Source organism: Rhodanobacter sp. A1T4 (assembly GCF_014207185.1).
Lineage (GTDB): Bacteria > Pseudomonadota > Gammaproteobacteria > Xanthomonadales > Rhodanobacteraceae > Rhodanobacter.
This window is the reverse complement of sequence record NZ_JACHCP010000002.1, coordinates 517,874-544,075: the sequence shown is the minus strand read 5'-3', so window position 1 is coordinate 544,075 and position 26,202 is coordinate 517,874. Positions and strand designations below refer to the sequence as shown.

Here is a 26,202-nt window from a genome sequence, read left to right as displayed (position 1 = left end):
GGCGATACGCTAGTGTACCTACCGATACCGACGACGATGGCTGCTTTCAAGCGCCGCTAAATTCGAGAGAGCCGATGGCCTTGCGTTTCAACCGCAACCGCGTTGTACATTTCAGCCGCTTTCTGTGGCAACGGTTTCTCGACGACAAATGTTTCGAGACCGCTGGTGCGCTGTCCTACACTACGCTGGTGTCGCTGGTACCGCTGACGGTGGCGGTGTTCGCGATGTTTTCGGCGTTTCCGGTGTTCGAGGGTGCTCGCGCCACGCTGGTCGATTTTGTGTTCGACAACTTTGTGCCGGCGGCTGGTGAAACGGTGCAGAACGCGATACAAGGCTTTGCCAGCAACGCCAGCAAGCTGACCGGCATCAGTATTCTGGTAATGCTGTTCAGCGCGTTGTCGATGATGATCAGCATCGAGGATCGCCTCAACCAGATCTGGCGCGTGCACCGGGCGCGCGCCTGGGGTTCGCGGTTGTTGCTGTACTGGGCGGCGTTGACGCTGGGGCCGATTCTGATCGTTGGCGGCATCGCGGTGACCTCCTACGTGACGGCGCTGCCCTTGTTGCAAGGCGCGGCGACCCAGATCACCGGCATCGGTCATAGCCTGCTCAGCGTGTTGCCCTTCCTGGTGACCTTTCTCACACTGTGGCTGCTGTATGCGGTGGTGCCCAACTGCAAGGTATCCCGGCGCGATGCCCTGATTGGTGCGACGCTCGGCGCGATATTGTTCGAGATCGTGCGCTGGGGGTTCACCATGTTCGTGCGGCATGCGCAGACGTATCAGCAGATCTACGGCGCGCTGGCGGCGATTCCGATTTTTCTGCTGTGGATTTATCTCTCGTGGGTGATCGTGATTCTGTCCGCGTCGATTGCGGCATCGGTTTCGGCGTTTGATTTCCATGCGCCGAAAGAGCGTCTGCCCGCGGGCGCCGAGTTTCTCGGTCTGCTGGTGGTGCTGGGGCATTTCATCAGCGCACAGCGCAGCGGTGACACGGTGGATCAGGCCACGGTACGGTTGTGTGAACCGTATTTGCACCGCGGCACGATCGCTGACTATTTTTTCGAACTGGAACAGGCTGACCTGATCAAGCAAAGCGAGCTTGGTAGCTGGCTGCTGTGCCGAAGCCTGGATAGCACCGACCTGCTGCGTGTATACGAACATTCCCGCTATCGTTTGCCGTTGAATCCGGTAGAAGAGGCAGCGGAGCTGGGTATCGAACTACCATCGCCGCTACTCGCCCTGCTGGCCGCGCTGGCTGACGAAGTGGCGACTACATTGGCTACCCGACTCAACACTGTTTATCCCCCGGACGCGAATCGCGCGGCCGATACCAAGGAACTCTCTGCATGACTTTGTTGCTGCGTAAATTGAAATTTGCCGCGATTGCTTTGATAGTGGTCGCTGCCATTCCGGCACATGCCGACATGCCTGCGCGGCCGACGCTGAAAGTTGCCACGCTGGACGGTAAGACGTTCGATCTTGCTGCCGAGCGCGGAAAGTGGGTCATCGTCAACTACTGGGCAACCTGGTGTGTACCGTGCATCAAGGAGATGCCGGATATCTCCAACTTTGTCGCAGCCCACAAGAACGTCGCCGCCATCGGACTTGCTTTCGACGACAGCGAGCCGGCCGATATCAAGGCGTTCGTGGCCCAGCATCCGGTGGTCTATCCGATTGCACAAGTCACGCTCGATAAGCCGGTGAAAGACTTCGACGAGCCGCGTGGCCTGCCGACGACCTGGCTGATCAGTCCGGATGGAAAGGTGGCCAAGCGCTTCGTGGGCCCGGTGACTCCGGCGCTGCTGAAGGCGGCGATTGGCGGCAAGTAATGCCGGCGGCGAAGTTTCTCGTCAGTGGCAGGGTGCAGGGTGTGTTCTATCGGGCCAGCACCCGCGAGCAGGCGTCAAGTCTGGGCCTGTCCGGCTATGCGAAAAATCTGCTGAGTGGCGACGTCGAAGTGCTGGTTGTCGGCGATGTCGCCGCTCTGGATGCGTTGGAGCAATGGTTGAATCGTGGTCCGCCGGCAGCGAGGGTCGAGTCGGTGAGTCGCGAAAATGTGCCTGAAGAGGATGTAGTCGAAAGGCACGGGCAGGGATTCCACATCCGCTAGCTCTTGCTTGCAGCCGAGGCACCATTAAAACGTATCGGGTACCCACACGGCCTTGTCGGTAAGCTGTTCATGCGCGGGCTGGCTCTTGAGCGCGGACAGTTTCACCTCGGCAATCGGTTCGTCGTCGAACTGCAGCTGCTGCAGCAGATGCCGGATCAGATTCACGCGGCCGCGTTTCTGGTCGTTGAAGTCGACCACGAACCATGGTGCATGTTTGGCATCGGTGCGCTTGATCATGGTGTCGCGCAGTTTGCCGATCTCGGTATATTTCTGGCGTGCAGCCATATCCACCGGCGACAGCTTCCATCGTTTCAACGGATTTTCGGCGCGCTGGCTGAAGCGCTCTTCCTGCTCCTCCTGGTCCACCGCCAGCCAGTACTTCAGCAGGATGATGCCATCGTCGGTGAGCAGCTTTTCGAACGTGGGCACGGCGTCGAGAAAATCCTTGTACTCATCCTTGCTGCAAAAACCCATCGCCGGCTCCACCACGGCACGGTTGTACCAGCTGCGATCGAACAGCACGAATTCGCCGGCGCTCGGCAGATGGGCGATGTAACGCTGGAAATACCATTGCGTAGACTCGTGCTCGCTTGGCTTGGACAGCGCGGCGATGCGGTAGCTTCGCGTATCCAGACTCTCGGTGATGGCCTTGATCGTGCCGCCCTTGCCGGCGGCGTCGCGCCCTTCAAAGATCACCACCAGCCGTTTGCCGCTGCGCCGTAGTCCATGCTGCAGACGGATCAACTCCAGCTGCAGTTCTTTCATGGCTTTTCGGTAGTGGTGTTTGGCGTGCTTGCCCATGCGAACTCCGGAAGTCTATTGAATATCGATATCGGCGGCCGGCCGACCAATCCGTCGACGCGCCACCATGGCCTGTAACGCGCGACGGAAATCCGATGCATAGCCGACCATGTCGAACAGCTTGCCGTGCTTGCGTTGATGCGACAGATGATGCCGCAACAGCTGCAAGGCTTCGTGATTGCTGCCCAGGCTCACCGCCAGCGCGACGAAGCTGGCTTCGTCCTCGGTCACCAGTTCGGGCAGGCCGGCATGCTGAAGCAGGCTTGTCGCCACGCGACCGGCAAACGTTTCGCCGGCAAAGGTAAGTACTGGGCAGCCGGCCCAGAGCGCATCGGATGCAGTGGTGTGCGCGTTGTAGGGGAGGGTGTCGAGAAACAGGTCGACGTGTTCGTATTGAGCGAGGTATTCCGCATGCGGGAGCTTGGCCATGAAGATCAGCCGTTCGGCGGCGATACCGGCCTGCACGACGTGCTCGCGCAGGCGCTGATCGGCATTTTCCGGGCCGCTCAACAACCACAGCACGCTGTCGGGTGTCTGATCCAGAATGCCGAGAAAACGATTGAACGCCTGCGGGTTGATTTTGTAGCTGGCGTTGAAGCACGCGAACACTGTGCCTCGTGCCGGCAGGCCGCATTTCTCCCGCGACGGTGCCTTTGGAATTTTCCGACTGGGGTCGTTGGGTTGAAAACAGCGCGGCAGGCGAACCACCTTTTCGCTGACAGTGGCGCGCAGACTATCCGGCTGTACAACGGCATCGGCCAGCATATAGTCCATCCATGGCGCACCGGACGTGCCGGGATAGCCCAGCCAATTAACTTGTATCGGTGCCGGACGCAACGCAAACAGCTTGGCGTTGGAGCCGCTGGAGAAAACAGTCAAGTCGATCAGCAGTTCGATTCGATCGGCATGGATGCGCTGGGCTAGCGGTGCCTCGCTTAGGCCGCTGACGTCATCCACATGACAGACCGCTTCAAGCCGAGCGCGGATGGCACCGCCATCGTTGGGCGCGGTGGCATAAAGGTGCAGCTCCAATTCGCTACCCGCGAGTGCTTCCAGCATGGCGACGATCAGCAACCCAGTGGCGTGTTCGCCGAATCCGTTGGAGACGAAGCCAACCCTTATCGGCGTTTTGGGTGCCGGCATCGAGTGCGCAAAGGCGAGCTGCCGACGGAGCGGCGCCATCTGCGTGTCGATGGCCGCGGCGAACGTTTCAGCGCAGTGGCGCTGCTCACCGGCCGAAGCATCTTCTGCCAGAAAACCGAAGGGCGTGATGCCTGCCATGCCTTCCGCCACGGCCACACGCAGTTGCGCGCTTAGGGTTTCAAGCTCGCTCCACTGGCAGAGCCGGCGCAGGGTAAATACGCGCTGGCTGAGCGCGGCGCCGTGACCGGCATTGCGTTCCAGTGCACGCGCATAGGCCATCTGGGCCTCATCGAAACGCGCGAGGTCATCCAGCATCATGCCGGCGTGATAGGGATGTTCGCTTTGTGCCGGTTCCAGTTCTTCAGCGCGCAGGTAGGCCTGCAGTGCTTCGGCAGACTGGCCGCGTACGCGATGGGTATGCCCCAACATGGCGTACGCGGGTCCCATTCCCGGCGCGATCTGCAGCGCCTCCTGGGCATGAATGGCGGATTGTTCGGGGTGATCGATCGCCAGTTCGGCGGCAGCGACGTTGAGGCGCAGACCCGGGTGACTGGGTGCACCATAGGTCGCCATGGCGTAGGAATCGCGTGCCTGTGCATACCTGGCGGCGGCCATCAGCGCGTTGCCGAGCGTCAGCAGGATGATCGGGTGACCTGGCCTAAGGCGCAGCGCTGCGCGCATGCGTTCGATCGCCTCATCGGCACGACCGTCGGCAACTTCCAGGCTGGCCAGATTGCACTGCACCTCAAGGCTGTCGGGGCTGAGCTTTTCGGCCTTGTATAGGAGGCGCAATGCTTCGTCGCGTCGATCGAGCTGATGCAGCGTGATGGCGTAGATGCGCAGCAGTTCGGCCGAGTCCGAGAAGCGCTTCAAGGCTTCTTCGGCCAGCGGCACGGCGTCGGTAAACGCACGAGCTTCGAGTAGCGAGGTCAGACGCGCCAGGTAGCCGTCGAGTTCGGATTGGAAGAGATCAGTCATTTGCTCACGCTAACGTATGGGCGTAGGGACGCCAAGCACGGGTTTCACGAAGGTCTGGTATCAGCCGCCGCTCAGCGATTTCAATTCGTCGGCCTGGTGCTCTCGGGTCAGGCTGTCGACCAGTTCGGCCAGGTCGCCCTGCATGATTTCGGTGAGGCGATAAAGATTGAGTCCGATCCGGTGATCGGTCACCAGATTGTCCTTGTAGCGGTAGGTGCGAATACGCTGGCTGCGGTCACCCGTACCCACCTGCAATCGTCGTGACTCGGCCTGAGCGGCGCTCTGCTTGCTGCGCTCGGCATCGAGCAGACGCGCCTTCAAAAGGCTCATCGCGCGGGCGCGGTTTTTGTGCTGGCTGCGCTCTTCCTGGCATTCCACGACGGTGCCCGTGGGGATGTGCGTGATGCGGATGGCGGAGTCGGTCTTGTTGACGTGCTGGCCACCGGCACCGGAAGCGCGGAAGGTGTCGGTTTTCAGATCGGCCGGGTTGATGACGATGTCGTCGATCTCATCCAGCTCGGGCAGCACGGCCACGGTGGCGGTGGAGGTATGTACTCGACCCTGCGATTCCGTCGTCGGCACGCGCTTGACGCAGTGCGTACCGGATTCGAATTTCAGTTTTGAATACGCGCCAGCGCCTTCGACGCGGGCAACGACTTCCTTGTAGCCGCCATGCTCGCCGGCGTGTTCGTTGAGAATTTCCACATGCCAGCGTCGGCTCTCGGCGTAGCGCAGATACATGCGCAACAGGTCGCCGGCGAAGATCGCGGCCTCGTCGCCGCCGGCGCCAGCGCGTACTTCGAGATAGAGGTTGGCTTCGTCGCGCGGATCTTTCGGCAGCAAAAGCAACTGCAGTTCGCTGTCCAGATCGAGCAGCCGCTGCTCCAGCCGCTGCATGTCGTCGGCGGCCATGTCGCGCAGTTCGGGATCATCGAGCATCCCGCGCGTTTCGGTCAGTTCATGCTCGGCCTGGTCGTGCTCACGCAGTGAGGTGGCGACCGGTTCGAGCTGGGCATATTCCTGCGACAGTGTGCGGAAACGCGTGTTGTCGGCCAGCACATCGGGCTGGCTGAGCAGCAGTCCAATTTCCTCATGGCGCTCGGCCAGTGCTTCGAGCTTGCGGCGGATCGATGGGGTCATGAGCGTGAACGGATCCCGATGAGGAAAAAATCCCTAAAAAGGGATAAATGGCGAGAGACGAGAGGCGAGTAAGGGCGTGAGTGCCAGTACTGCGTGGAGAATCATTCGACAAGCGGCAGCAAGCCGCCCTCGCTATTTATCCCTTTTTAGGGATTTATCCCCTTCCAGGGACTTATCCAGCTCTTGGGAGCTGTCTCTCGTCTGTGTCTCATCGAGCCCGTAAAGTCGGCCGGCCGCATGCAGCAGATCGAGATCGCCACTCAGGGCCGCTTCGCGCAGGCGGGCGCTGGGGTGGTGCAACAGCTTGTTGGTCAGCGTGTTGGCAAGGAATGCCAGCGCTTCATCAGCCGACTTGCCTCGCGCAAGCATGGTGCGGGCCTTGTCCAGCACTTCATCGCGGTAGACCTCGGCGTGCTGGCGCATGTCGAGTGCGGGATTCTTCAGGGTCAGCGCGCGGCGCCAGGCCATGTAGCGATCGACCTGCAGATCAATGATCGTGGCGGCTTCGTGCGCGGCGGCTTCGCGCGAGCGGCGGTTGTCGTCGATCACCTGTCGCAGGTCATCGATGCCATAAAGATAGACGTCTGGCAGTTCGCCGACACCGGCTTCGATATCGCGTGGTACCGCGATATCCACCATGAACATCGGCTTGCGCCGGCGCGTGGCCATCGCCTTCTCGACCATGGCGCGGGTCAGTATCGGCTGCCGTGCGGCGGTGGAGGAGATCACGATGTCGACCTCGGCCAGGTGTTGCGGCAGATCGGCCAGTGCGATCGCATAGCCACCATAGCGGCCGGCCAGCTCTTGCGCGGCTTCCAGCGTACGGTTGGCGACGATCAGCCGACGGGCCTTTTTCTCGGCAAGATGCTTGGCGGCCAGCTCAATGGTGTCGCCGGCACCGATCAGCAGCACGCAGGCATCGGACAGATCCGAAAACACCTGCTCGGCCAGCCGTACCGCGGTAAACGCAACCGACACCGTGAACGCGCCGATGCGCGTGTCCGTGCGCACCCGCTTGGCGACCGCGAACGTGTGCTGCAGCAATCGATCCAGTGGTGCACGCAGTGACTGTGCTTCGCGGGCCTGCTGGTAGGCATCCTTCACCTGACCGAGGATCTGCGGTTCGCCGAGCACCATCGAGTCCAGTCCGGTGGCGACGCGGAACATGTGACGCACGGCATCCTGTTCATCGTGCCGATAGAGGAACTCGTCCAGCTTGCCGGGAGTCAGATGATGATGACGACTCAACCACGCTTGCGGAATGCTTTCTGCACCTGCCGCCACGCCGACGTAAAGCTCGGTGCGGTTGCAGGTGGAAAGAATCATGGCTTCTTCCACGCCGGGTTCACGCGTCAGCTCGAGCAGCGCCTCGTTGGCGTCGTCGGGATCGAACGCCACCTGCTCGCGCAGGCTGACCGGCGCGGTGAGATGGTTGAGTCCGAGGGCGATCAGCGGCATGAGGGTGACAAGATCTCGACAGTGGGTATCAGCACGTCGTCTTCAGCGGCGTAGGCTAAGCTTGCTGCAGTGTGCGTACGGTGCCGTTGCCAGCAATAGCTTACGGGCTATGGCTGAAACGGGCCAACGACAGGCAAATGTTTGGAGAGTGATGTGCGGAGTAGGTTGACCAAGTTCAAGCAACTGCGTCATTTTACGGTACTGACGGCGTCGGTGCTGGTTTTGTGCGGCTGCGCCCAGATGTCGCAGCGTTCGTCGCGGCAGGCTTCCGCGGACGCGCAGCCGTTGGCTCACCTGGTGGTTGCTACGCCGGACGCCGAACACGACTTGCTGGCCCAGCTGTTGGCTGGGGAAATGGCGCTAAGTCGCAATGACCTCAATTCGGCTTCGGTCGCCTATAGCTATGCGGCGGCGCTCAGCCAAGACCCCGAAGTGGCCGAGCGCGCTGCCCGGCTGGCGATTGCCGTGCATGACAATGCCGCAGCCCAACGCGCGCTGGATCGCTGGCAAGTGCTCGGTGCCACGCCGGTGGGCATGGCCGAAGCGCGTGCCGAGTTGGCGCTGGATCGCGGCGATGGGGACGAAGCAAGGCGCCAGCTGAACATTCTGATCAGCAGCGGCGACAAAGATGCCTGGCGTCAGTTCGGCCGCGTGATGCTTGGTGCGCGCGATCAGGCGCAGGCGGCCAATCTGCTGGTCGAACTGGCCACGCCGCAGCGACTGCCGGCCGATGGACATGCCTGGTTGGCAATGAGCGAGCTGGGCGACAAATTTGGCCGGCACGCTTACGCGCTGCAGATCGCCGAAGGCGCGATGCAGCGTTTCAAGAGTGCCGAAACCTACGCCTGGCTGGCACAGATGAAGTTCAAGGACGGCGATCACGACGGTGCCCGCGTTCTGCTGCAGAAAGCCATTGCCAAGGCGCCTGACAACATCCAGCTTCGGTTGGCCTATGCGGGCATGCTGAGCCAGGCCGGCGACTACACGGGCGCGTCCAAAGTACTCGACCACGGCCCGCAGAATGCCGATACCTATGCGCTGCGTGTTGCACTGGCGGCCCAGAGCGGCAACGGCACCGGTCTGGCGACGCTTTACCGGGAGTTGCAGAAAGCGCCGCCTGGTGTGCGCGAACACAGCGCCTATCTGCTTGGGCAGCTGGCTGAGGCGCAGCATCTCAACGATGAGGCGCTGGCGTGGTACGGCCAAGTCGACGATGACGACGCGCACGCGTTTGAAGCGGATTTGCGCAGCGCCGTGATCTTGCAGTCGCAGGGCAAGGAAAACGAGGCGCATCAGGCGCTGGAACAGATGCAGATCGACTACCTCGATCAACCCGCGCAGCTGCGTCAGGCCTATCAGGTCGACGCCGAACTGTACATGCGGGACCAGAAATACCCGCAGGCGGTGACGGCTTTTAGCCGGGCGCTGCAGGTGGTGCCGGATGATCCGGATCTGCTGTATGGGCGCGGGCTTGCCTACGCTGAAGCGGGTAACGTCGATCTGGCCGTCAAGGATTTTCATCGCCTGCTGAAGCTCAAGCCCGGCGATGTCGATGCCAGCAATGCGCTCGGCTTTACCCTGGCCGATGCCGATCGCGATCTGCCCGAGGCTGAGCAACTGATCCAGACCGCCCGCACCGCCAAGCCGAATGATCCGGCAATCGCCGATTCGTGGGGGTGGTTGCAATACCGGCTGGGTCATCTGGACCAGGCCGCGCAGGTCTTGAGCAGTGCCTGGCAGGCGCAGAAGGATGCCGATGTTGGCGTGCATCTGGGCGAAGTGTTGTGGAAACAAGGTCGTCAGCAGGAGGCGCAGCGCGTTTTCGACGACGTGCGCAAGCTCGATCCAACGAATAAAAGCTTGCAAGACACGCTGAAGCGTCTGCACGCATGAAACAGGTACTGATGAAAAAGGGTCTTCGATTCCTGACTGTCGCGTTGCCGCTCTTGCTCGCAGCCTGCGCGCCGGCGCCAGCGGTGCGCATGAAAGGTGACGCCGGACAGCTTGCGGCGCAGCAGTCGCGTGAACAGTCGCTGGCGCAGGCCGACCATTGGGTGATGCAAGGTCGGCTCGGCGTTTCTAGTGGCAAGGATGGTGGTAGTGGCAGCTTCAGCTGGACGCAGAACGGCGATCAGTATGAATTTGTGCTGCGTGGGCCGGCGATCAGTGGTGCGGATTTTCGCTTGAGCGGTGGGCCAGATGGTGCGCTGCTGGAAGGTCTCAAGTCCGGCCCGATTCGTGGCCCCGACGCCGAGGCGCTGATGCGCAAGGCGCTGGGCTGGGAAGTGCCACTACGCGACCTGCGCGCCTGGGTGCTTGGCTTGAGGGCGGACAGTGGCCCGGCCGACGTGAGCTTTGGTGACAACAAGCTGCCCTCGCTGCTGCTGCAGGACGGTTGGGCGGTCGAATACCGTGAATGGGATACGAGCCGGCAGCCCGCGCTGCCAACCAAGGTGTACGCCTCGAAATCGCCATACAAGGTCAAGCTGTCGATCGAGTCGTGGCAGTTCCAGTGACGTTGCAAGATCGGCCAGCCAGCGTCGACTTGCATGCTGCGCTCCTGCGCTGAAGCGTGCGATCTGTCATGGCTGATCATTCAATCGCAACGTCCTTTTCCATTGAGCGCGCCCGGCCAGATCAGGTTGTCGCGCTCTGTACGATCGAGCGCAAGGCAGTGCAGCTCTTTCGTGGCCATCCGGCGTGGTCAGCGTATGTGGCGGTGTCGATTCCGCCAGAGCTGCTGCAGCAGGCGATCGGTCGCGGTTTGGTGTGGGTGGCGCTGAACCTGTCGGTGAAACCCATCGGCTTTGTCTGGTTGGACCTGGATGTGGGCGGCGCTGCGATCGGCATCGCTGAAATCGACGTGTTGCCTGACTACGGCCAACGCGGTATCGGTGCGGCCCTACTTGAGCATGCCTGTGAGTGGGCGCGTGCTGCAGGCTACCGTCGGATCGATCTGGGTACGCTGGTCGATGTGCCGTGGAACGCCCCGTTCTATGCCAAACATGGGTTTGCAGTGGTCGACAAGAACGATCCCGTTTTTGCGTATGCTCGCCAGCGCGACCGCGAAAACGGTTTTCCTGATCACTTGCGGGTGTTCATGAGCCGGTCTTTGCCTGCACCCGCGCACGTTGACTGGACGGCTTGGCCCGCACCGGCCAAGTTGAATCTGTTTTTGCGCATCACTGGGCGCCGCCCTGATGGCTATCACGAGTTGCAGACGGTATTTCGACTTCTCGACTGGGGCGACGAGATTCGCCTGCGCCTGCGCGACGACGGTGACATTCGTCGACTGCATGACGTGCCCGGAGTGCCTGAAGATACCGATCTGGCGATACGTGCGGCACTGCTTTTGCAAAGTTACGCAGGCATCGAGGTTGGCGTCGATATCGACGTGGAAAAACGCGTTCCGATGGGTGGAGGCTTGGGTGGTGGCAGTTCCGACGCGGCGACCGTGCTGGTTGCGCTGAACCGGTTGTGGGGGCTGGATCTGGATGAGGACACCTTGGCTGAACTGGGTCGCCAGCTGGGTGCCGACGTACCGGTATTCGTACGCGGGCGTTCGGCCTGGGCGGAAGGCATCGGTGAGCAGCTCACGCCTTTGCCCTTGCCTCGACGAACCTATGTGGTGCTGGATCCGCACGAATCGGTGCCAACCGGCGCACTTTTCCAGGCATCTGAATTGACACGAAATGCACCGCGGGCGACAATTTCATCCTTTGCTTCTGGCGAAACGACGGAAAATGCCTTTGCACCGGTAGTACGCGCGCGTCATCCGCGGGTGGCCGCAGCGCTCGACTGGCTGGGCAGTTTTGGTCAAGCGCGACTCTCCGGTAGCGGTGGTTGCGTGTTTCTGGAAGTGAAATCATTCGAGCGGGCGGTATCGATCGCCGGGCAATGTCCGGCAGCCTTCACGGCCCATGTGGCGTCAGGTGTCGATGTTTCCCCATTGCAGCAAGCTCTGGCGCGCCATCGGGCGCGTACCGGGTGAAATCAATAATTCGGCAATCGCTGGCGGCATGGCGAAGCCAAACGAGTACGAACAAAAGCACAATCGAACACACCTAATACTGGGGCGTCGCCAAGCTGGTTAAGGCACGGGATTTTGATTCCCGCATACGCAGGTTCGAATCCTGCCGCCCCAGCCATTCCTGATGGCTTGAGTTCTGAGGTAATACTGTGGACACGTCCACCCCGATGATGCTGTTTACCGGCAATGCGCACCGCGCGCTGTCGGAGGATGTTGCCCATCGCCTCGGCGTACCGCTGGGCAAGGCACTGGTCAGCACGTTCAGCGACGGCGAAGTGCAGATCGAAATCGAGGAAAACGTTCGGCGGCAGGAAGTGTTCGTGATCCAGCCCACCGGTGCACCGAGTGCGGAGAATCTGTTCGAGTTGCTGGCGTTGGCCGATGCGCTGAAGCGCGCTTCCGCCATGAGCGTGACGGCGGTGATTCCGTATTTCGGCTATGCGCGGCAGGATCGTCGGCCCCGCTCGGCGCGCGTGCCGATTACCGCCAAGCTGGCTGCCCGGATGATTGGCGCCGCAGGTATCGATCGGGTACTGACGGTGGATCTGCACGCCGACCAGATTCAGGGTTTTTTCGATATTCCGGTCGACAATGTGTATGCCTCACCGGTGCTATTGGCGGATATCTGGCGCCACCACAGCATGGACGACGTGATCGTGGTCAGTCCGGACGTGGGCGGTGTGGTGCGCGCTCGCGCACTGGCCAAGCGGCTGGATGATGCGGACCTGGCCATCATCGACAAGCGTCGGCCGAAGGCCAATGTGGCGACGGTGATGAACATCATCGGTGACGTGAACGGCAAGACTTGTGTGTTGATCGACGACATCGTCGACACCGCCGGTACGCTGTGCGCGGCAGCCGCTGCGCTGAAGGAGCGCGGTGCCCGCAAGGTGGTTGCCTATTGCGTGCATCCGGTGCTTTCGGGCGCGGCAGTCAGCAATATCGAAGGCTCCCAGCTCGATCAGCTGATTGTCACCAATACGTTGCCGCTGAGCCCGCAAGTGCAGGCCTGCGCCAAGATTCGCCAGCTCTCGGTTGCCGAACTCCTGGCAGAAACCATTCGCCGAATCGCCTTTGGCGAGTCGGTGAGTTCGTTGTACGTGGATTGATTCACACGAGTTGATTCACACTATCCGGCTTCAAACGCGGTGGCATCGGTCACCGCACCATCGACTTTTCTGGTCGCGGGAAAGTCAATCGGCCGCTGCGAAGCGGTCATTACCCAACTAAGGCAATACCAACATGGCTAAGACACACGAAATCAAGGCGCAGAGCCGCAAGGACGAGGGGAAAGGTGCGAGCCGCCGCCTGCGTCATGCGAGCTTTGTGCCTGCCGTCGTTTACGGCGCTGGCAAGGATCCGGAGAGCATCCAGATCGAACACAACACCATTCTGCTTGCCGCCAAGCACGAGTGGTTCTTCTCCTCGGTGCTCGATCTCAACGTCGATGGCAAGGTGCAGAAGGTGCTGGTGCGTGACTGGCAGAAGCACCCGTTCAAGCAGCTGATGATGCATATGGATTTCCTGCGCATCAACGAGAACGAAGTCATTCGCGTCAACGTTCCGCTGCACTTCCTCAATCAGGAATCCTCGCCCGCCGGCAAGACCTCCGGTGTGGTTATTTCGCACAACCTGACGGAAGTCGAAGTCTCCTGCCTGCCGAAGGATCTGCCGGAGTTCATCGAGCTCGATCTGGGCAAGCTGAAGGAAGGCGACATCATCCATCTGTCGCAGCTGACGCTGCCGGCGAACGTCGAGATTCCGGCGTTGGCGCTGGGCGAAGATCACGATATCGCCGTGGTCACCGTGATGTTCGTGCAGGAAGAAGTGGACGAAACGCCGGAAGCCGCTGAAGGCGACGCTGCTGCTGCCAAGCCGGCCGCCGCCAAGCCTGCTGGCGACGCCAAGAAGGACGACAAGAAGTAAGCCGTTGCAGCCCGCACCTTCGCTGGTGCGGGCTGCACTGCTTGCCTTCCGTTATGGCGGGTCTGCGACTTATTATCGGGCTGGGCAATCCCGGTGCCGAATACCTCCGAACCCGGCACAACGCCGGGTTCTGGCTTGTTGATGCCCTGGCGAATGCTCAGGGCCAGCGGTTCGGTTTCGACGGCAAGCTGCATGGCGAAGCCTGCAAGGTGAGCATTGGCAACGAGTCGGTCTGGTTGTTGAAGCCGGCGACGTTCATGAATAAAAGCGGCATCGCGGTGATCTCGGCGCTGCGCTACTACAAGATCGAGCCGGAGCAGTGTCTGGTGGCGCATGACGATCTGGATCTGCCTCCTGGCATCGTGCGGGTCAAGTTCGACGGTGGTCACGGCGGCCAGAATGGTTTGCGCGACATCATGGCGCATCTCGGACACGGCAAATTTCATCGCCTGCGCGTGGGTATCGGTCATCCCGGACATCGGGATCAAGTCACGCCTTGGGTGCTGGGCCGGCCATCGGCGGCGGATGAAGATGCGATGCTTGTCGGTATTGGCCGTGCGCTGGATGTGTTGCCGCTGGCGGTCAGCGGTGAGTTCGAGAGGGCGATGCATCAGCTGCACAGTGCAGAAAACGTCGAGTCGAAAAAATAGGCTTCACTCAATAGCAGACGCGATACGCAAGCCGAGCCACCGGATCGATTTGCGCCTCACGTTTCACGGTACGGAATCATCATGGGCATCAAATGCGGCATCGTCGGCCTGCCTAACGTTGGCAAATCCACCCTGTTCAATGCGCTGACCAAGGCAGGTATCGAGGCGGCGAACTATCCGTTCTGCACCATCGAGCCCAACGTGGGCATCGTGGAGGTGCCGGATGCGCGACTGGCTCAGCTTTCCGAGATCGTCAAGCCGCAAAAGATCGTCTCGGCCATCGTCGAGTTCGTCGATATCGCCGGACTGGTGGCGGGTGCGTCGAAAGGCGAGGGGCTTGGCAACCAGTTCCTGGCCAACATTCGTGAGACCGATGCCATCGTCAATGTGGTGCGTTGCTTCAACGACGACAACATCGTGCATGTTGCCGGTCGCATCGATCCGCTCGACGACATCATCGTGATCGGCACCGAGCTGGCGCTGGCCGATCTCGCCACGGCTGACAAGGCGCTGCAGCGGGAACAGAAAAAGGCCAGAGCTGGCGACAAAGATGCCAAGCTGATGGTCGCCGCGCTGGAAAAGGTGGTGCCGCATCTGGATCAGGGCAATCCGGCGCGCTCCGCACCGCTGTCGGATGAAGAACGGCTGGCGCTCAAGCCGCTGTCGCTGTTGACCATCAAGCCGGCGATGTATGTGGCCAACGTGGCCGAGGACGGCTTCGAGAACAACCCGCTACTCGACAAGGTACGCGAACACGCGGCGATCGAGGGTGCGCCAGTGGTCGCTGTCTGTGCGGCGATCGAGTCGGACATGGCCGAGCTGGATGATGCCGACAAGGCGGAATTTCTCGCTGAAATGGGTTTGCAGGAGCCGGGCCTCAATCGGCTGGCGCGCGCCGCATTCGGGCTGCTCGGACTGCAGACGTACTTCACCGCTGGCGTCAAGGAAGTACGTGCCTGGACCATCCATATCGGCGATACCGCGCCGCAGGCGGCTGGTGTGATCCATACCGATTTCGAGCGCGGATTCATTCGTGCGCAGACGATCGGCTTCGACGATTTCATTCGCTATCGCGGTGAGCAGGGCGCCAAGGAAGCGGGCAAGATGCGCGCCGAGGGCAAGGACTATGTCGTCAAGGATGGTGATGTGCTGAACTTCCTGTTCAACGTTTGATCTGCTTCAGTCATAGGTAAATTCTTTTCGATCATCTGCCGGAGTTTTCATGTCAGGCCAGCAGCACGAAGTAACGTTCCGTTTTCTCGCCCAACCCACCGACGTGAATTTCGGCGGCAAGGTGCACGGCGGTATGGCGATGAAATGGATCGACCAGGCTGGCTACGCCTGCGCGGTAGGCTGGAGCGGGGCGTACTGCGTCACCGCGTCGGTCAGCGGCATCCAGTTTGTGGCGCCGATCCTGATTGGCGACCTGGTGACCGTGCGGGCGCGATTGATTCATACCGGCACATCGAGCATGCACATGGCGGTGGACGTGCTGGCGCGCGATCTGCGCAAGGACGAGCAGCGTCTGGCGACCAGCTGCGTGATGGTATTCGTGGCGCTGGATAGTCCCGATGGCAAGCCCACGGCTGTGCCGCGCTGGGAACCGCGCGACGACAACGAGCGCCGCCTGCAGCTGCAGGCAAAACAGCTGCTGGAATTGTCCAAGGGAATGGAGCAGCTGATCGATATCCAGGCGTCGTCAGCAGGCTGATTTCTGCGTCGGCTGGGCTGAAATAGTGCGCCAATCATGCGTATCCGAGTGCGCAAGGTGTTGACAGCTCAAGGCCCGATCCACACAATACGCGTTCTTTGTTGGAGGGATACCCAAGCGGCCAACGGGGGCAGACTGTAAATCTGCTGGCTTACGCCTTCGGTGGTTCGAATCCACCTCCCTCCACCAGCTTGGATACCACTCTGAAAGTTCGAGAGTGGCGAAAAGTTAAAGTTTTCGACAAAGCGACCTTGGTCGCGATGAAGAGAAAAGATTCAACAGGGTTGCATGGAAGCAATCTTGATCGCGACGCGAAAGCGGCGCGGCCCGGATGAAGGAGCTGGGTTGGTTGGTTCGTGGCGGACCAGGCGATCGATCTTTTTTATCAAGCGAGTTCCGCGCAGGGCGGGAGTAGTTCAATGGTAGAACATCAGTTTTCCAAACTGATTACGCGGGTTCGATTCCCGCCTTCCGCTCCATTGGCTCTCGCGCTGCGTTAAAAAACGCTCATGTAGCTCAGTCGGTAGAGCACTTCCTTGGTAAGGAAGAGGTCACAGGTTCGATTCCTGTTATGAGCACCATTTCACTGCGACCGTAGAAGCTTCGGCCATATACGGACGGTTTTTTCCTTCAATTGATTGACTCCATCGGGGTTTAGCGCGCATGGCAAAGGGTAAATTCGAACGCACCAAGCCGCACGTCAACGTCGGCACGATTGGTCACGTGGATCACGGCAAGACGACGCTGACGGCGGCGCTGACGAAAGTCGGTGCAGAACGTTTCGGTGGCGAGTTCAAGGCCTATGACGCGATTGACGCGGCGCCGGAAGAGAAGGCACGTGGCATCACGATCTCGACCGCCCACGTGGAATACGAGTCGCCGCTGCGTCACTACGCGCACGTCGACTGCCCGGGCCATGCGGATTATGTGAAGAACATGATCACGGGTGCGGCGCAGATGGACGGTGCGATCCTGGTGTGTTCGGCCGCTGACGGCCCGATGCCGCAGACGCGCGAGCACATTCTGCTGTCGCGTCAGGTGGGCGTGCCGTTCATCGTGGTCTACCTGAACAAGGCGGACATGGTCGACGACGCCGAGCTGCTCGAGCTGGTCGAAATGGAAGTGCGCGAGCTGCTGACCAAGTACGACTTCCCGGGCGACGACACCCCGATGATCCACGGTTCGGCCAAGCTGGCGCTGGAAGGTGATCAGAGCGAAATCGGCGTGCCGTCGATCATCAAGCTGGTCGATGCGCTGGACAGCTACATCCCTGAGCCGGTGCGCGTGATCGACAAGCCGTTCCTGATGCCGGTCGAAGACGTGTTCTCGATCTCCGGCCGCGGCACCGTGGTGACCGGCCGTATCGAGCGCGGCATCATCAAGGTCGGCGACGAAATTGAAGTGGTCGGTATCCGCAACACGCAGAAGACCACCGTGACCGGCGTGGAAATGTTCCGCAAGCTGCTGGATCAGGGTCAGGCAGGCGACAACGCCGGTCTGCTGCTGCGCGGCCTGAAGCGTGACGACGTCGAGCGCGGCCAGGTATTGGCCAAGCCGGGCACGATCACCCCGCACACGGACTTCGAGGCCGAGGTGTATGTGCTGTCGAAGGACGAGGGTGGCCGTCATACGCCGTTCTTCAAGGGCTACCGTCCGCAGTTTTACTTCCGTACCACCGACGTCACCGGCGCTTGCGAGCTGCCCGAGGGCGTGGAAATGGTGATGCCGGGTGACAACGTGAAGATGGTGGTGAGCCTGATCCACCCGATCGCGATGGACGAAGGCCTGCGTTTCGCCATCCGTGAAGGCGGTCGTACCGTCGGCGCGGGTGTCGTGGCGAAAGTTCTCAAGTAAGCTGCACTTATGAAGAGTCCGGCATGGATGCCGGACTTAGCTCTGCCATCAGGGAGGATGGCTGAAATTACAGTTCACGGGGCGAGCGGACTTCATCCGCTCGCCGTCGTGTTTTAAAGTTCAAGTCATGTACGCCAGTAGCTCAATTGGCAGAGCAGCGGTCTCCAAAACCGCAGGTTGGGGGTTCAAGTCCCTCCTGGCGTGCCACTTTCCCGAGGATCGATGACGGGTGACGATGGCAAGGCCGCCCGCATGGGCCGGCATGCTGCTGACACTTGATCACTGTGCATGAATACCAAGGCAGAACAGCAGCCCAAAGGCACGAATGCCGCCGATGTTGCCAAGCTGGTGCTGGCGGGGCTGATACTGGTTGGCGGCATCTTCGCCTATTCCTGGTTCGGCAACGACGCCAGCATCCCATCCTCCGTGCGCTTGCTTGGCGTGCTGGCAGCGCTGGTCATTGCGCTGGCCATTGCGGCATTTACGGCGCTGGGCCGGCGGGTGCGCAATTTCATCGGCGAATCGCAGTTCGAATTGCGCAAGGTCGTCTGGCCGACCAAGGACGAGACGATCAAGACCACCGGCATCATCATTGTCGTGGTAGTGGTTCTTTCGTTGTTGCTGGGTCTGATCGATCTGATTCTGAAGTCGGTCATCCTCGACTGGCTGCTCAAGTTGGGTACCTGAGGTGGAAAACATGAGCAAGCGTTGGTACGTGGTGCACGCCTATTCGGGTTTCGAGAATCAGGTGAAGCGTTCCCTTGACGAGCGCATCAAGCGCGCCGAGATGGAAGAGAAGTTCGGCGAAGTGCTGGTGCCGACCGAAGAAGTCATCGAAATGCGCGGCGGCCAGAAGCGTCGCAGCGAGCGCAAATTCTTCCCTGGCTATGTGTTGGTGCAGATCGAGACGAATACCGAAGGCAAATCGCCGCGGATCGACGACGAATGCTGGCATCTGATCAAGGAAACGCCGAAGGTCATGGGCTTCATCGGCGGTACGGCGGATCGTCCGCTGCCGATCAAGGACAGTGAAGCCGAGGCCATCCTTAGCCGGGTTCGTGAAGGTGTCGAGAAGCCGCGGCCCAAGGTGCTGTTCGAGCCGGGCGAGATGGTTCGCGTCACCGAAGGCCCGTTCAACGATTTCAACGGTGTGGTCGAGGAAGTCAATTACGAGAAGAGTCGCCTGCGCGTTGCGGTGCTGATCTTCGGTCGGTCGACCCCGGTTGAGCTGGAATTCGGTCAGGTCGAGAAAGCCTGATCAAAGCCGGCTTGATCACCAAAGGCGTGTCTTGGCACGGGGCTTGCTGAAAGCCTTATCAATCTCTATACTGCGCGGTTCACGTCGAGGTCTCACGATCTCGGCGTGCCCGTGTTTCAGGGTTTGCAAGAGGCGAACCTTCCTTCCATCCATGGATCGGTGAACAGCGAGGAGCCGCAAGGCGCCTGGACTCGCGAGGAAAAACGCAATGGCAAAGAAAGTAACTGGTTATATCAAGCTGCAGGTCAAGGCTGGTCAGGCCAATCCGTCGCCGCCGGTGGGTCCTGCCCTCGGTCAGCGCGGCCTGAACATCATGGAGTTCTGCAAGGCGTTCAATGCTGCCACGCAGAAAATGGAGCCTGGTGCGCCGATTCCGGTCGTCATCACCGCTTACTCCGACCGCAGTTTCACCTTCGCGATGAAGACTTCTCCGGCCACTTTCTGGTTGAAGAAGCTGACCAACACGGCCAAGGGTTCGCCCAAGCCGAATACCGACAAGGTTGGCAAGGTCACTCGGGCGCAGCTCGAAGAGATCGCCAAGCAGAAGAGCGCGGATCTGACAGCGGCTGAACTCGAAGCTGCGGTCCGTACGATCGCCGGTAGCGCCCGTTCCATGGGCTTGGTAGTGGAGGGTTAAGACATGACGAAGCTCACAAAACGTATGAAGGCCGCGCAGGGCGCGGTGCAGCTGGGCAAGTTCTATGGCCTAGATGAAGCGCTGAAGATCATCAAGGACAACGCCAAGGCCAAGTTCGCCGAGTCGGTGGACGTGGCTGTGCGTCTGGGTATCGACGCGAAGAAATCCGACCAGGGTGTGCGCGGCTCCTCGCTGCTCCCGCACGGCACCGGCAAGACCGTCAAGGTTGCCGTGTTCTGCCCGCCGGGTGAGAAGGCTGAGGCCGCCAAGGCCGCTGGTGCTGACGCGGTTGGCATGGACGATCTGGCTGAGCGCATGCAGGCTGGCGATCTCGACTTCGGTCGTGTAATTGCCACGCCGGACGCGATGCGCGTGGTCGGCAAGCTCGGCCAGCTGCTCGGTCCGCGTGGTCTGATGCCGAATCCAAAAGATGGTTCGGTCACCGCTGACGTCGCCACGGCCGTCAAGAACGCCAAGGCCGGCCAGGTGAAGTTCCGCAACGACAAGGCGGGCATCATCCACGCCACCATCGGCAAGGCCAGCTTCGAGGCTTCGCAGCTTGCGGACAACCTCAACACGCTGATCGCCGATCTGCTGAAGGCCAAGCCGTCCACGGCGAAGGGCCAGTTCCTGCAGAAGGTTGCGTTGTCCAGCACGATGGGCGTCGGCGTTGCCGTCGACACCTCCACGCTGACCACGGCGGCCAAGTAACAGAATCAAGTCCTGTGCCAGCGAAAGCTGACGCAGGCAGTTTTTGAGGGCAGTTCCGACTTCGCATGAAGGCCGGGACGGCTGTCAAAGACCGCAGGTGTGACCAGCGCACGACGACGACGGGCAGGAGGCTCGCAATGGCAAGGAATCGCCGTTATCGGTAGCGAGGTCGCTTAATCGGATTGTTCAAATCCGGCCAGCGTAGATGGTGCTGCCCATTCTGGAATCGTTCGATTTGTTCTGGAAAGGCCGACACCCGGGGCGCTCGCGCCCCCGACGTCAAGGACGGCGTCGCCCAGGACCGCAAGCGGCAGGAGCCGTAAGCGGAGTTCATTTGGAGGAGTGATATGGCTCTAAATCTTTCTCAGAAACAAGAAGTAGTTGCCGAACTGGCAGAAGTTGCCTCGAAGGCTCACTCCTTGATTGCTGCCGAATATGCGGGCACCACGGTCGCGCAGATGACCGCGATGCGCAAGCAGGCCCGTGAATCCGGCGTGTACTTGAGAGTCGTCAAGAACACGCTCGCTTCGCGCGCTGTGGCTGGTACCGAATTCGAGGTCGTCAAAGACTCTCTGGTTGGTCCGCTGCTTTATGCATTCTCGACAGAGGAACCCGGTGCTGCCGGTCGTCTGATCAAGGAATTTTCCAAGAGTAACGACAAGCTGAAGGCGAAAATCGTCTCGGTCGAAGGCAAGCTGTTTGCGGCCGAGCACGTTGATGTGCTGGCCTCGCTGCCGACCCGCGAACAGGCGCTTTCCATGCTGGCACGCGTGCTGGCCGAGCCTGCTGCGATGTTCGCCCGCGCCATCAAGGCCGTGGCCGACAAGCAGGACGGTGGTGGCGAAGTTGCCGCCGAAGCGCCGGTCGAAGCCGAGCCCGCTTAAGTTCGATTTCTATTCAAACTGAAACCCATTTCCAGAGGTAAATAAAATGTCCCTGTCCAACGAACAGATCGTTGAAGCTGTTGCCGCCAAGTCGCTCATGGAAGTGATGGAGCTGGTCAAGGCGATTGAAGAGAAGTTTGGCGTGTCCGCTGCTGCCCCGGTTGCTGCTGCCGGTCCGGCCGCTGCCGCTGCTGCCCCTGCTGAAGCGCAGACCGAGTTTGACCTGATCCTGAAGTCCGCCGGCGCCAAGAAGGTCGACGTGATCAAGGCCGTCCGCGCCATCACTGGCCTGGGCCTGAAGGAAGCCAAGGACCTCACCGAGGCCGGTGGCGTCCTGAAGGAAGCCGTGTCGAAGGAAGACGCAGAGAAGTTCAAGAAGGATCTCGAAGCTGCCGGCGCCACTGTCGAACTGAAGTAATCGGCGTTTGCGCGCCGATAGTTCGACTTGACGTCAAGCAAGCCTGGGGGCGAAAGCCCCCGGGCTTTGCCTGTTAACGGTGAACTTCACCGAGTCTGTGGCATCGAAACCGTGTTCAGGCACCAACGCGTAAGCGTCAAGAATCACCAGTAATACCGTCAGAAGTCAGCACTGAGAGATCGACAGCTTCAGTCGCGATCTTTGATTCATGCCTTTTGACGTGCCGGCTGACAAGTCATCGTTTTCCGGTCACTAGCGGCATCCACAGTTCTTACCATTTAGCCGGTGTGTGCACCACCGGCGTCACTGCGAACCGAGGCGCTCCCGATCATGGCCTACTCGTTTACCGAGAAGAAACGCATCCGCAAGGACTTTGGCAAGCGTCCGCCCGTATTGGGCGTACCCAACCTGCTGACCATCCAGACCGATTCCTACCGCGAGTTCCTGCAGGAACATATCGCGCCCAAACAGCGTGGCGAAAAGGGTTTGCACGCTGCGCTGAAATCGGTGTTCCCGATTACCAGCTACTCGGGCAATGCCGCGCTGGAGTATGTCGAGTATCGCCTCGGCGAGCCGGCGTTCGACGAACGCGAGTGCCGCAACCGCGGCATGACCTATGGTGCGCCGCTGCGCACCACCGTGCGCCTGGTCATTTATGACAAGGACAGCCCGGCATCGAAGAAAGTCGTCAAGTACATCAAGGAGCAGGAGGTCTACATGGGCGAAATTCCGCTCATGACCGACACCGGCACCTTCATCATCAACGGCACCGAGCGCGTGATCGTCTCGCAGCTGCATCGTTCGCCGGGCGTGTTCTTCGATCACGACCGTGGCAAGACGCATAGCTCGGGCAAGCTGCTGTTCTCGGCGCGCGTGATTCCTTACCGTGGCTCGTGGCTCGATTTCGAGTTCGATCCGAAGGATGCGCTGTTCACCCGTATCGATCGTCGCCGCAAGTTGCCGGTGACCGTGTTGCTGCGCGCGCTCGGCTACAACAACCAGGAAATGCTGGGCATTTTCTTCGAGCACAACGTGTTCCACCTCGGCAAGAAGGGTGGTACCACATTAGAGCTCGTCGCCGAGCGTCTGCGTGGCGAAACGCTGAGCTTCGACCTGGCCATTGGCGGCACGGTGCTGGTGGAAGCCGGCAAGCGCATTACGGCGCGTCACGTGCGTCAGCTGGCGGCCGAGAACATCACTGCGCTGGAAGTGCCGGACGACTATCCGGTCGGCCGCATCGTGGCGACCGATATCATTGATCCGGCCACCGGCGAGCTGTTGGCGTCGGCGAACGACGAGATCACGGCCGAGCAGCTGGAAAACTTCCGCAAGGCCGGTATCGAGATCGTGCCGACGCTGTACGTCAACGATCTGGATCGCGGCGCCTACATCTCGCACACCCTGCGCATCGACAACACCAAGACGCCACTCGAGGCGCTGGTGGAAATCTATCGCATGATGCGCCCGGGCGAGCCGCCGACCAAGGATGCCGCACAGAACCTGTTCTTCAACCTGTTCTTCACCTTCGATCGCTATGACCTGTCGGGCGTCGGCCGGATGAAGTTCAACCGCCGCGTGGGCCGCAAGGAAATCCTTGGCCCGGGCGTGCTGTATGACCACAAGTTCTTCAGCGAGCGCAAGGAAGAGGCGTCGCAGAACCTGGTCAAGGAGCAGGGCGAGACGTCCGACATCCTCGACGTGCTCAAGGTACTGATCGACATCAAGAACGGCCACGGTACCGTGGATGACATCGATCATCTGGGCAACCGTCGCGTGCGTTCGGTTGGCGAAATGGCCGAGAACACCTTCCGCATCGGTCTGGTGCGCGTGGAGCGTGCGGTGCGCGAGCGCCTGTCGCTGGCCGAGGCCGATGGCCTGACCCCGCAGGACCTGATCAATGCCAAGCCGGTGGCAGCAGCGGTGAAGGAGTTCTTTGGCTCCTCACAGCTCAGCCAGTTCATGGATCAGAACAATCCGCTGTCGGAAGTCACGCACAAGCGCCGCGTTTCTGCGCTTGGGCCAGGTGGTTTGACGCGTGAGCGTGCCGGCTTCGAAGTGCGCGACGTGCATCCGACCCATTACGGCCGCGTCTGCACCATCGAAACGCCGGAAGGCCCGAACATCGGCCTGATCAACTCGCTGGCCGTATACGCCCGTACCAACTCCTACGGCTTCCTCGAGACGCCGTACCGCAAAGTTGCCAGCAGCAAGGTCACCGACAAGGTGGATTACCTGTCGGCGATCGAAGAGGGCGATCACGTGATCGCGCAGGCGAACTCGCCGCTCGACAAGCACGGCGGCTTCATCGAGGACTTCGTGTCCTGTCGTTTCCGCGGTGAGTCCGAACTGCGTCCGGCGTCCGAAGTCGATTACATGGACGTCTCGCCGATGCAGACCGTGTCGGTGGCCGCGGCGCTGGTGCCGTTCCTCGAGCACGACGATGCGAACCGCGCGCTGATGGGCGCGAACATGCAGCGTCAGGCCGTGCCGACGCTGCGTTCGCAGACTCCGCTGGTCGGTACCGGCATCGAGCGCGCCGTGGCGCGTGACTCGGGCGTCATTGCCACTGCCAAGCGCGGCGGCGTGATCGACCAGGTCGATGCGGCCCGTATCGTGGTGCGCGTGAACGAGGAAGAAGTTGGCGACAACGACGCCGGCGTGGATATCTACACGCTGACCAAGTACACCCGCTCCAACCAGAACACCAACCTCAACCAGCGTCCGCTGGTGAACGTGGGTGACGTGGTGGCGAAGGGCGACACGCTGGCCGACGGTTCGTCGACCGATCTGGGTGAGCTCGCGCTCGGCCAGAACATGCTGATCGCCTTCATGCCGTGGAACGGCTACAACTTCGAAGACTCGATCCTGCTCTCCGAGCGTGTCGTGCAGGAAGATCGCTACACCTCGATCCATATCGAGGAGCTGTCCTGCCCTGCGCGTGACACCAAGCTGGGCGCCGAAGAAATCACCGCCGACATCCCGAACGTGGGCGAGCAGGCGCTGGCCAAGCTCGACGAGTCGGGCATCGTCTACATCGGTGCCGAAGTGAAGGCGGGCGACATTCTGGTGGGCAAGGTCACGCCGAAGGGCGAGAGCCAGCTGACACCGGAAGAGAAGCTGCTGCGTGCGATCTTCGGTGAGAAGGCGTCCGACGTTAAGGACAGCTCGCTGCGCGTGCCGCCGGGCATGGATGGCACCGTCATCGACGTGCAGGTTTTCACCCGCGACGGCATCGAGAAGGACAAGCGCGCCAAGCAGATCGAAGAGACCGAGATCAAGCGGGTCCGCAAGGATCTGGACGATCAGTTCCGCATCCTCGAAGGTGCGATCTACAGCCGCATGCGCACCGCGCTGGTCGGTAAGTCCGCCATGAGTGGTCCGGGAGGCCTGAAGCGCGGTACGGAAATCACCGATGCCTACCTCGACGGTCTGAAGAAGGACGACTGGTTCAAGGTCAACGTCAAGGACGAGGATGTCACCGAGTTCCTCGAGCGCGCGGCCGATCAGGTCAAGCGCCACAAGGAGGAGTTCGACAAGCGCTTCAAGGAGAAGCAGGGCAAGATCACGCAGGGCGACGATCTGGCTCCGGGCATGCTGAAAATGGTCAAGGTGTTCTTGGCCGTGAAGCGCCGCATCCAGCCAGGCGACAAAATGGCTGGCCGCCATGGCAACAAGGGTGTCGTTTCCAACGTGGTGCCGGTCGAAGACATGCCGTACTCCGCCGACGGCGTGCCGGTCGACATCGTGCTGAACCCGCTGGGCGTGCCGTCGCGCATGAACATCGGTCAGATTCTGGAAGTCCATCTGGGCTGGGCCGCCAAGGGCCTGGGCAAGAAGATCCAGAAAATGCTCGAGGCACAGGCAAAGGTGGCGCAGGTCCGCGAGTTCCTCGATCAGATCTACAACCACCATGTGGCCGGTGCCGTGCAGCACGTCGACCTGAAGTCGCTCACCGACAAGGAAATCTTCACCCTCGCCACCAATCTGCAGGAAGGTGTGCCGATGGCGACGCCCGTGTTCGACGGTGCCGAAGAGTCCGAGATCAAGGCGATGCTCAGGCTGGCAGATCTGCCCGAGTCCGGTCAGACCATGCTGTACGACGGCCGCACCGGCGAGGCGTTTGATCGCCCAGTCACCGTGGGCTACATGCATTACCTGAAGCTCAACCATCTGGTCGACGACAAGATGCATGCCCGTTCAACCGGTCCGTACTCGCTCGTTACCCAGCAGCCGTTGGGCGGCAAGGCGCAGTTCGGCGGCCAGCGCTTCGGCGAGATGGAAGTGTGGGCACTGGAAGCTTACGGCGCGGCATACACGCTGCAGGAAATGTTGACGGTGAAGTCCGACGACGTGCAGGGCCGCAACCAGATGTACAAGAACATTGTCGACGGCAACCACGAGATGTCGGCCGGCATGCCGGAATCCTTCAACGTGCTGGTGAAGGAAATCCGCTCGCTCGCCATCGATATCGATCTGGAAGAGATCAAGTGA

General features: G+C 60.8%; 23 protein-coding genes and 5 tRNA genes. 24 read left to right on the top strand and 4 right to left on the bottom strand.

Translation table 11 applies throughout. The features are described from left to right. Window positions 1-74: 74 nt before the first annotated feature. Genes HDE80_RS05685 through HDE80_RS05675 form a run of 3 tightly spaced genes read left to right on the top strand, consistent with a single transcriptional unit; the run spans window position 75 to window position 2,112 of the window. Entirely contained in the window at window positions 75-1,352 is a 1,278-nt protein-coding gene (locus HDE80_RS05685) for a YihY family inner membrane protein (RefSeq protein ID WP_184668617.1), read from the top strand. Then, window positions 1,349-1,831: a TlpA disulfide reductase family protein gene (locus HDE80_RS05680; protein WP_184600915.1), complete on the top strand. Its 483-nt coding sequence runs from the start codon at window positions 1,349-1,351 to the stop codon at window positions 1,829-1,831. The genes HDE80_RS05685 and HDE80_RS05680 overlap by 4 nt, the downstream gene beginning before the upstream one ends. Next, entirely contained in the window at window positions 1,831-2,112 is a 282-nt protein-coding gene (locus HDE80_RS05675) for an acylphosphatase (RefSeq protein ID WP_184668610.1), read from the top strand. Before HDE80_RS05680 ends, HDE80_RS05675 begins: the two co-directional genes overlap by 1 nt. Before the next feature lie 24 nt (window positions 2,113-2,136). Here the strand turns inward: HDE80_RS05675 and ppk2 are convergent, their stop codons facing one another. The 4 genes from ppk2 to hemA form a co-directional block, all read right to left on the bottom strand. Beyond that, a complete protein-coding gene (gene ppk2, locus HDE80_RS05670) occupies window positions 2,137-2,913 on the bottom strand; it encodes a polyphosphate kinase 2 (RefSeq protein ID WP_184600917.1) in 777 nt (258 codons plus the stop codon). 15 nt (window positions 2,914-2,928) lie between these two features. Further along, window positions 2,929-5,034 (bottom strand): tetratricopeptide repeat protein, encoded by a 2,106-nt coding sequence (locus HDE80_RS05665; RefSeq protein WP_184668608.1) that lies wholly within the window; start codon window positions 5,032-5,034, stop codon window positions 2,929-2,931. A 60-nt stretch (window positions 5,035-5,094) separates the two neighbouring features. Continuing rightward, window positions 5,095-6,174 carry a peptide chain release factor 1 gene (gene prfA / locus HDE80_RS05660; RefSeq protein ID WP_184668606.1) on the bottom strand — a complete coding sequence of 360 codons (1,080 nt, stop codon included), beginning with the start codon at window positions 6,172-6,174 and terminating at the stop codon, window positions 5,095-5,097. 132 nt (window positions 6,175-6,306) lie between these two features. Next, entirely contained in the window at window positions 6,307-7,632 is a 1,326-nt protein-coding gene (gene hemA, locus HDE80_RS05655; RefSeq protein WP_255483588.1) for a glutamyl-tRNA reductase, read from the bottom strand. Between the two features lie 240 nt (window positions 7,633-7,872). Between hemA and HDE80_RS05650 the strand changes: the two genes are divergently transcribed. The 21 genes from HDE80_RS05650 to rpoB all read left to right on the top strand — a co-directional run bounded on the left by HDE80_RS05650 (window position 7,873) and on the right by rpoB (window position 26,202). Next, the gene (locus tag HDE80_RS05650) at window positions 7,873-9,525 is read left to right on the top strand and encodes a tetratricopeptide repeat protein (protein WP_184668915.1); all 1,653 of its coding nucleotides are present in this window, start codon (window positions 7,873-7,875) and stop codon (window positions 9,523-9,525) included. A gap of 11 nt (window positions 9,526-9,536) precedes the next feature. After that, window positions 9,537-10,148 carry a lipoprotein insertase outer membrane protein LolB gene (gene lolB, locus HDE80_RS05645; protein ID WP_184668604.1) on the top strand — a complete coding sequence of 204 codons (612 nt, stop codon included), beginning with the start codon at window positions 9,537-9,539 and terminating at the stop codon, window positions 10,146-10,148. 68 nt (window positions 10,149-10,216) lie between these two features. Continuing rightward, window positions 10,217-11,623: a 4-(cytidine 5'-diphospho)-2-C-methyl-D-erythritol kinase gene (gene ispE, locus HDE80_RS05640; RefSeq protein ID WP_184668603.1), complete on the top strand. Its 1,407-nt coding sequence runs from the start codon at window positions 10,217-10,219 to the stop codon at window positions 11,621-11,623. A gap of 80 nt (window positions 11,624-11,703) precedes the next feature. Further along, window positions 11,704-11,780, top strand: a tRNA-Gln gene (locus HDE80_RS05635). A 49-nt stretch (window positions 11,781-11,829) separates the two neighbouring features. After that, the gene (locus HDE80_RS05630; RefSeq protein ID WP_184601145.1) at window positions 11,830-12,771 is read left to right on the top strand and encodes a ribose-phosphate diphosphokinase; all 942 of its coding nucleotides are present in this window, start codon (window positions 11,830-11,832) and stop codon (window positions 12,769-12,771) included. Between the two features lie 133 nt (window positions 12,772-12,904). Further along, window positions 12,905-13,588, top strand: coding sequence for a 50S ribosomal protein L25/general stress protein Ctc (locus tag HDE80_RS05625; protein ID WP_184600923.1), 684 nt, complete (start codon window positions 12,905-12,907; stop codon window positions 13,586-13,588). Window positions 13,589-13,641: 53 nt separating this feature from the next. Further along, window positions 13,642-14,238 carry an aminoacyl-tRNA hydrolase gene (pth, locus tag HDE80_RS05620; RefSeq protein WP_184668913.1) on the top strand — a complete coding sequence of 199 codons (597 nt, stop codon included), beginning with the start codon at window positions 13,642-13,644 and terminating at the stop codon, window positions 14,236-14,238. A gap of 81 nt (window positions 14,239-14,319) precedes the next feature. Then, window positions 14,320-15,411 carry a redox-regulated ATPase YchF gene (ychF, locus tag HDE80_RS05615; protein WP_184668601.1) on the top strand — a complete coding sequence of 364 codons (1,092 nt, stop codon included), beginning with the start codon at window positions 14,320-14,322 and terminating at the stop codon, window positions 15,409-15,411. 49 nt (window positions 15,412-15,460) lie between these two features. Beyond that, entirely contained in the window at window positions 15,461-15,949 is a 489-nt protein-coding gene (locus tag HDE80_RS05610) for an acyl-CoA thioesterase (protein WP_184600925.1), read from the top strand. Window positions 15,950-16,052: 103 nt separating this feature from the next. After that, window positions 16,053-16,138, top strand: a tRNA-Tyr gene (locus tag HDE80_RS05605). A gap of 216 nt (window positions 16,139-16,354) precedes the next feature. Beyond that, window positions 16,355-16,428, top strand: a tRNA-Gly gene (locus tag HDE80_RS05600). Window positions 16,429-16,454: 26 nt separating this feature from the next. Next, window positions 16,455-16,530: transfer RNA gene (locus HDE80_RS05595), tRNA-Thr, on the top strand. An 82-nt stretch (window positions 16,531-16,612) separates the two neighbouring features. Continuing rightward, entirely contained in the window at window positions 16,613-17,803 is a 1,191-nt protein-coding gene (tuf, locus tag HDE80_RS05590; protein ID WP_184600926.1) for an elongation factor Tu, read from the top strand. 131 nt (window positions 17,804-17,934) lie between these two features. Further along, window positions 17,935-18,010 (top strand) — tRNA-Trp (locus HDE80_RS05585). An 81-nt stretch (window positions 18,011-18,091) separates the two neighbouring features. Beyond that, window positions 18,092-18,490 carry a preprotein translocase subunit SecE gene (gene secE, locus HDE80_RS05580; RefSeq protein WP_184600927.1) on the top strand — a complete coding sequence of 133 codons (399 nt, stop codon included), beginning with the start codon at window positions 18,092-18,094 and terminating at the stop codon, window positions 18,488-18,490. A gap of 10 nt (window positions 18,491-18,500) precedes the next feature. Further along, window positions 18,501-19,061 (top strand): transcription termination/antitermination protein NusG, encoded by a 561-nt coding sequence (gene nusG, locus HDE80_RS05575; protein ID WP_184600928.1) that lies wholly within the window; start codon window positions 18,501-18,503, stop codon window positions 19,059-19,061. Window positions 19,062-19,269: 208 nt separating this feature from the next. Beyond that, a complete protein-coding gene (gene rplK, locus HDE80_RS05570; RefSeq protein ID WP_179479246.1) occupies window positions 19,270-19,698 on the top strand; it encodes a 50S ribosomal protein L11 in 429 nt (142 codons plus the stop codon). A gap of 3 nt (window positions 19,699-19,701) precedes the next feature. Then, a complete protein-coding gene (gene rplA / locus HDE80_RS05565; protein ID WP_184668599.1) occupies window positions 19,702-20,409 on the top strand; it encodes a 50S ribosomal protein L1 in 708 nt (235 codons plus the stop codon). Window positions 20,410-20,756: 347 nt separating this feature from the next. Continuing rightward, on the top strand, window positions 20,757-21,293 hold the full coding sequence (rplJ, locus tag HDE80_RS05560; RefSeq protein ID WP_184668597.1) for a 50S ribosomal protein L10: 537 nt from the start codon (window positions 20,757-20,759) through the stop codon (window positions 21,291-21,293). Window positions 21,294-21,339: 46 nt separating this feature from the next. Then, on the top strand, window positions 21,340-21,711 hold the full coding sequence (rplL, locus tag HDE80_RS05555) for a 50S ribosomal protein L7/L12 (protein WP_184600933.1): 372 nt from the start codon (window positions 21,340-21,342) through the stop codon (window positions 21,709-21,711). Window positions 21,712-22,038: 327 nt separating this feature from the next. Continuing rightward, complete coding sequence (gene rpoB / locus HDE80_RS05550; protein WP_184601147.1) at window positions 22,039-26,202, top strand: DNA-directed RNA polymerase subunit beta; 4,164 nt, start codon at window positions 22,039-22,041, stop codon at window positions 26,200-26,202.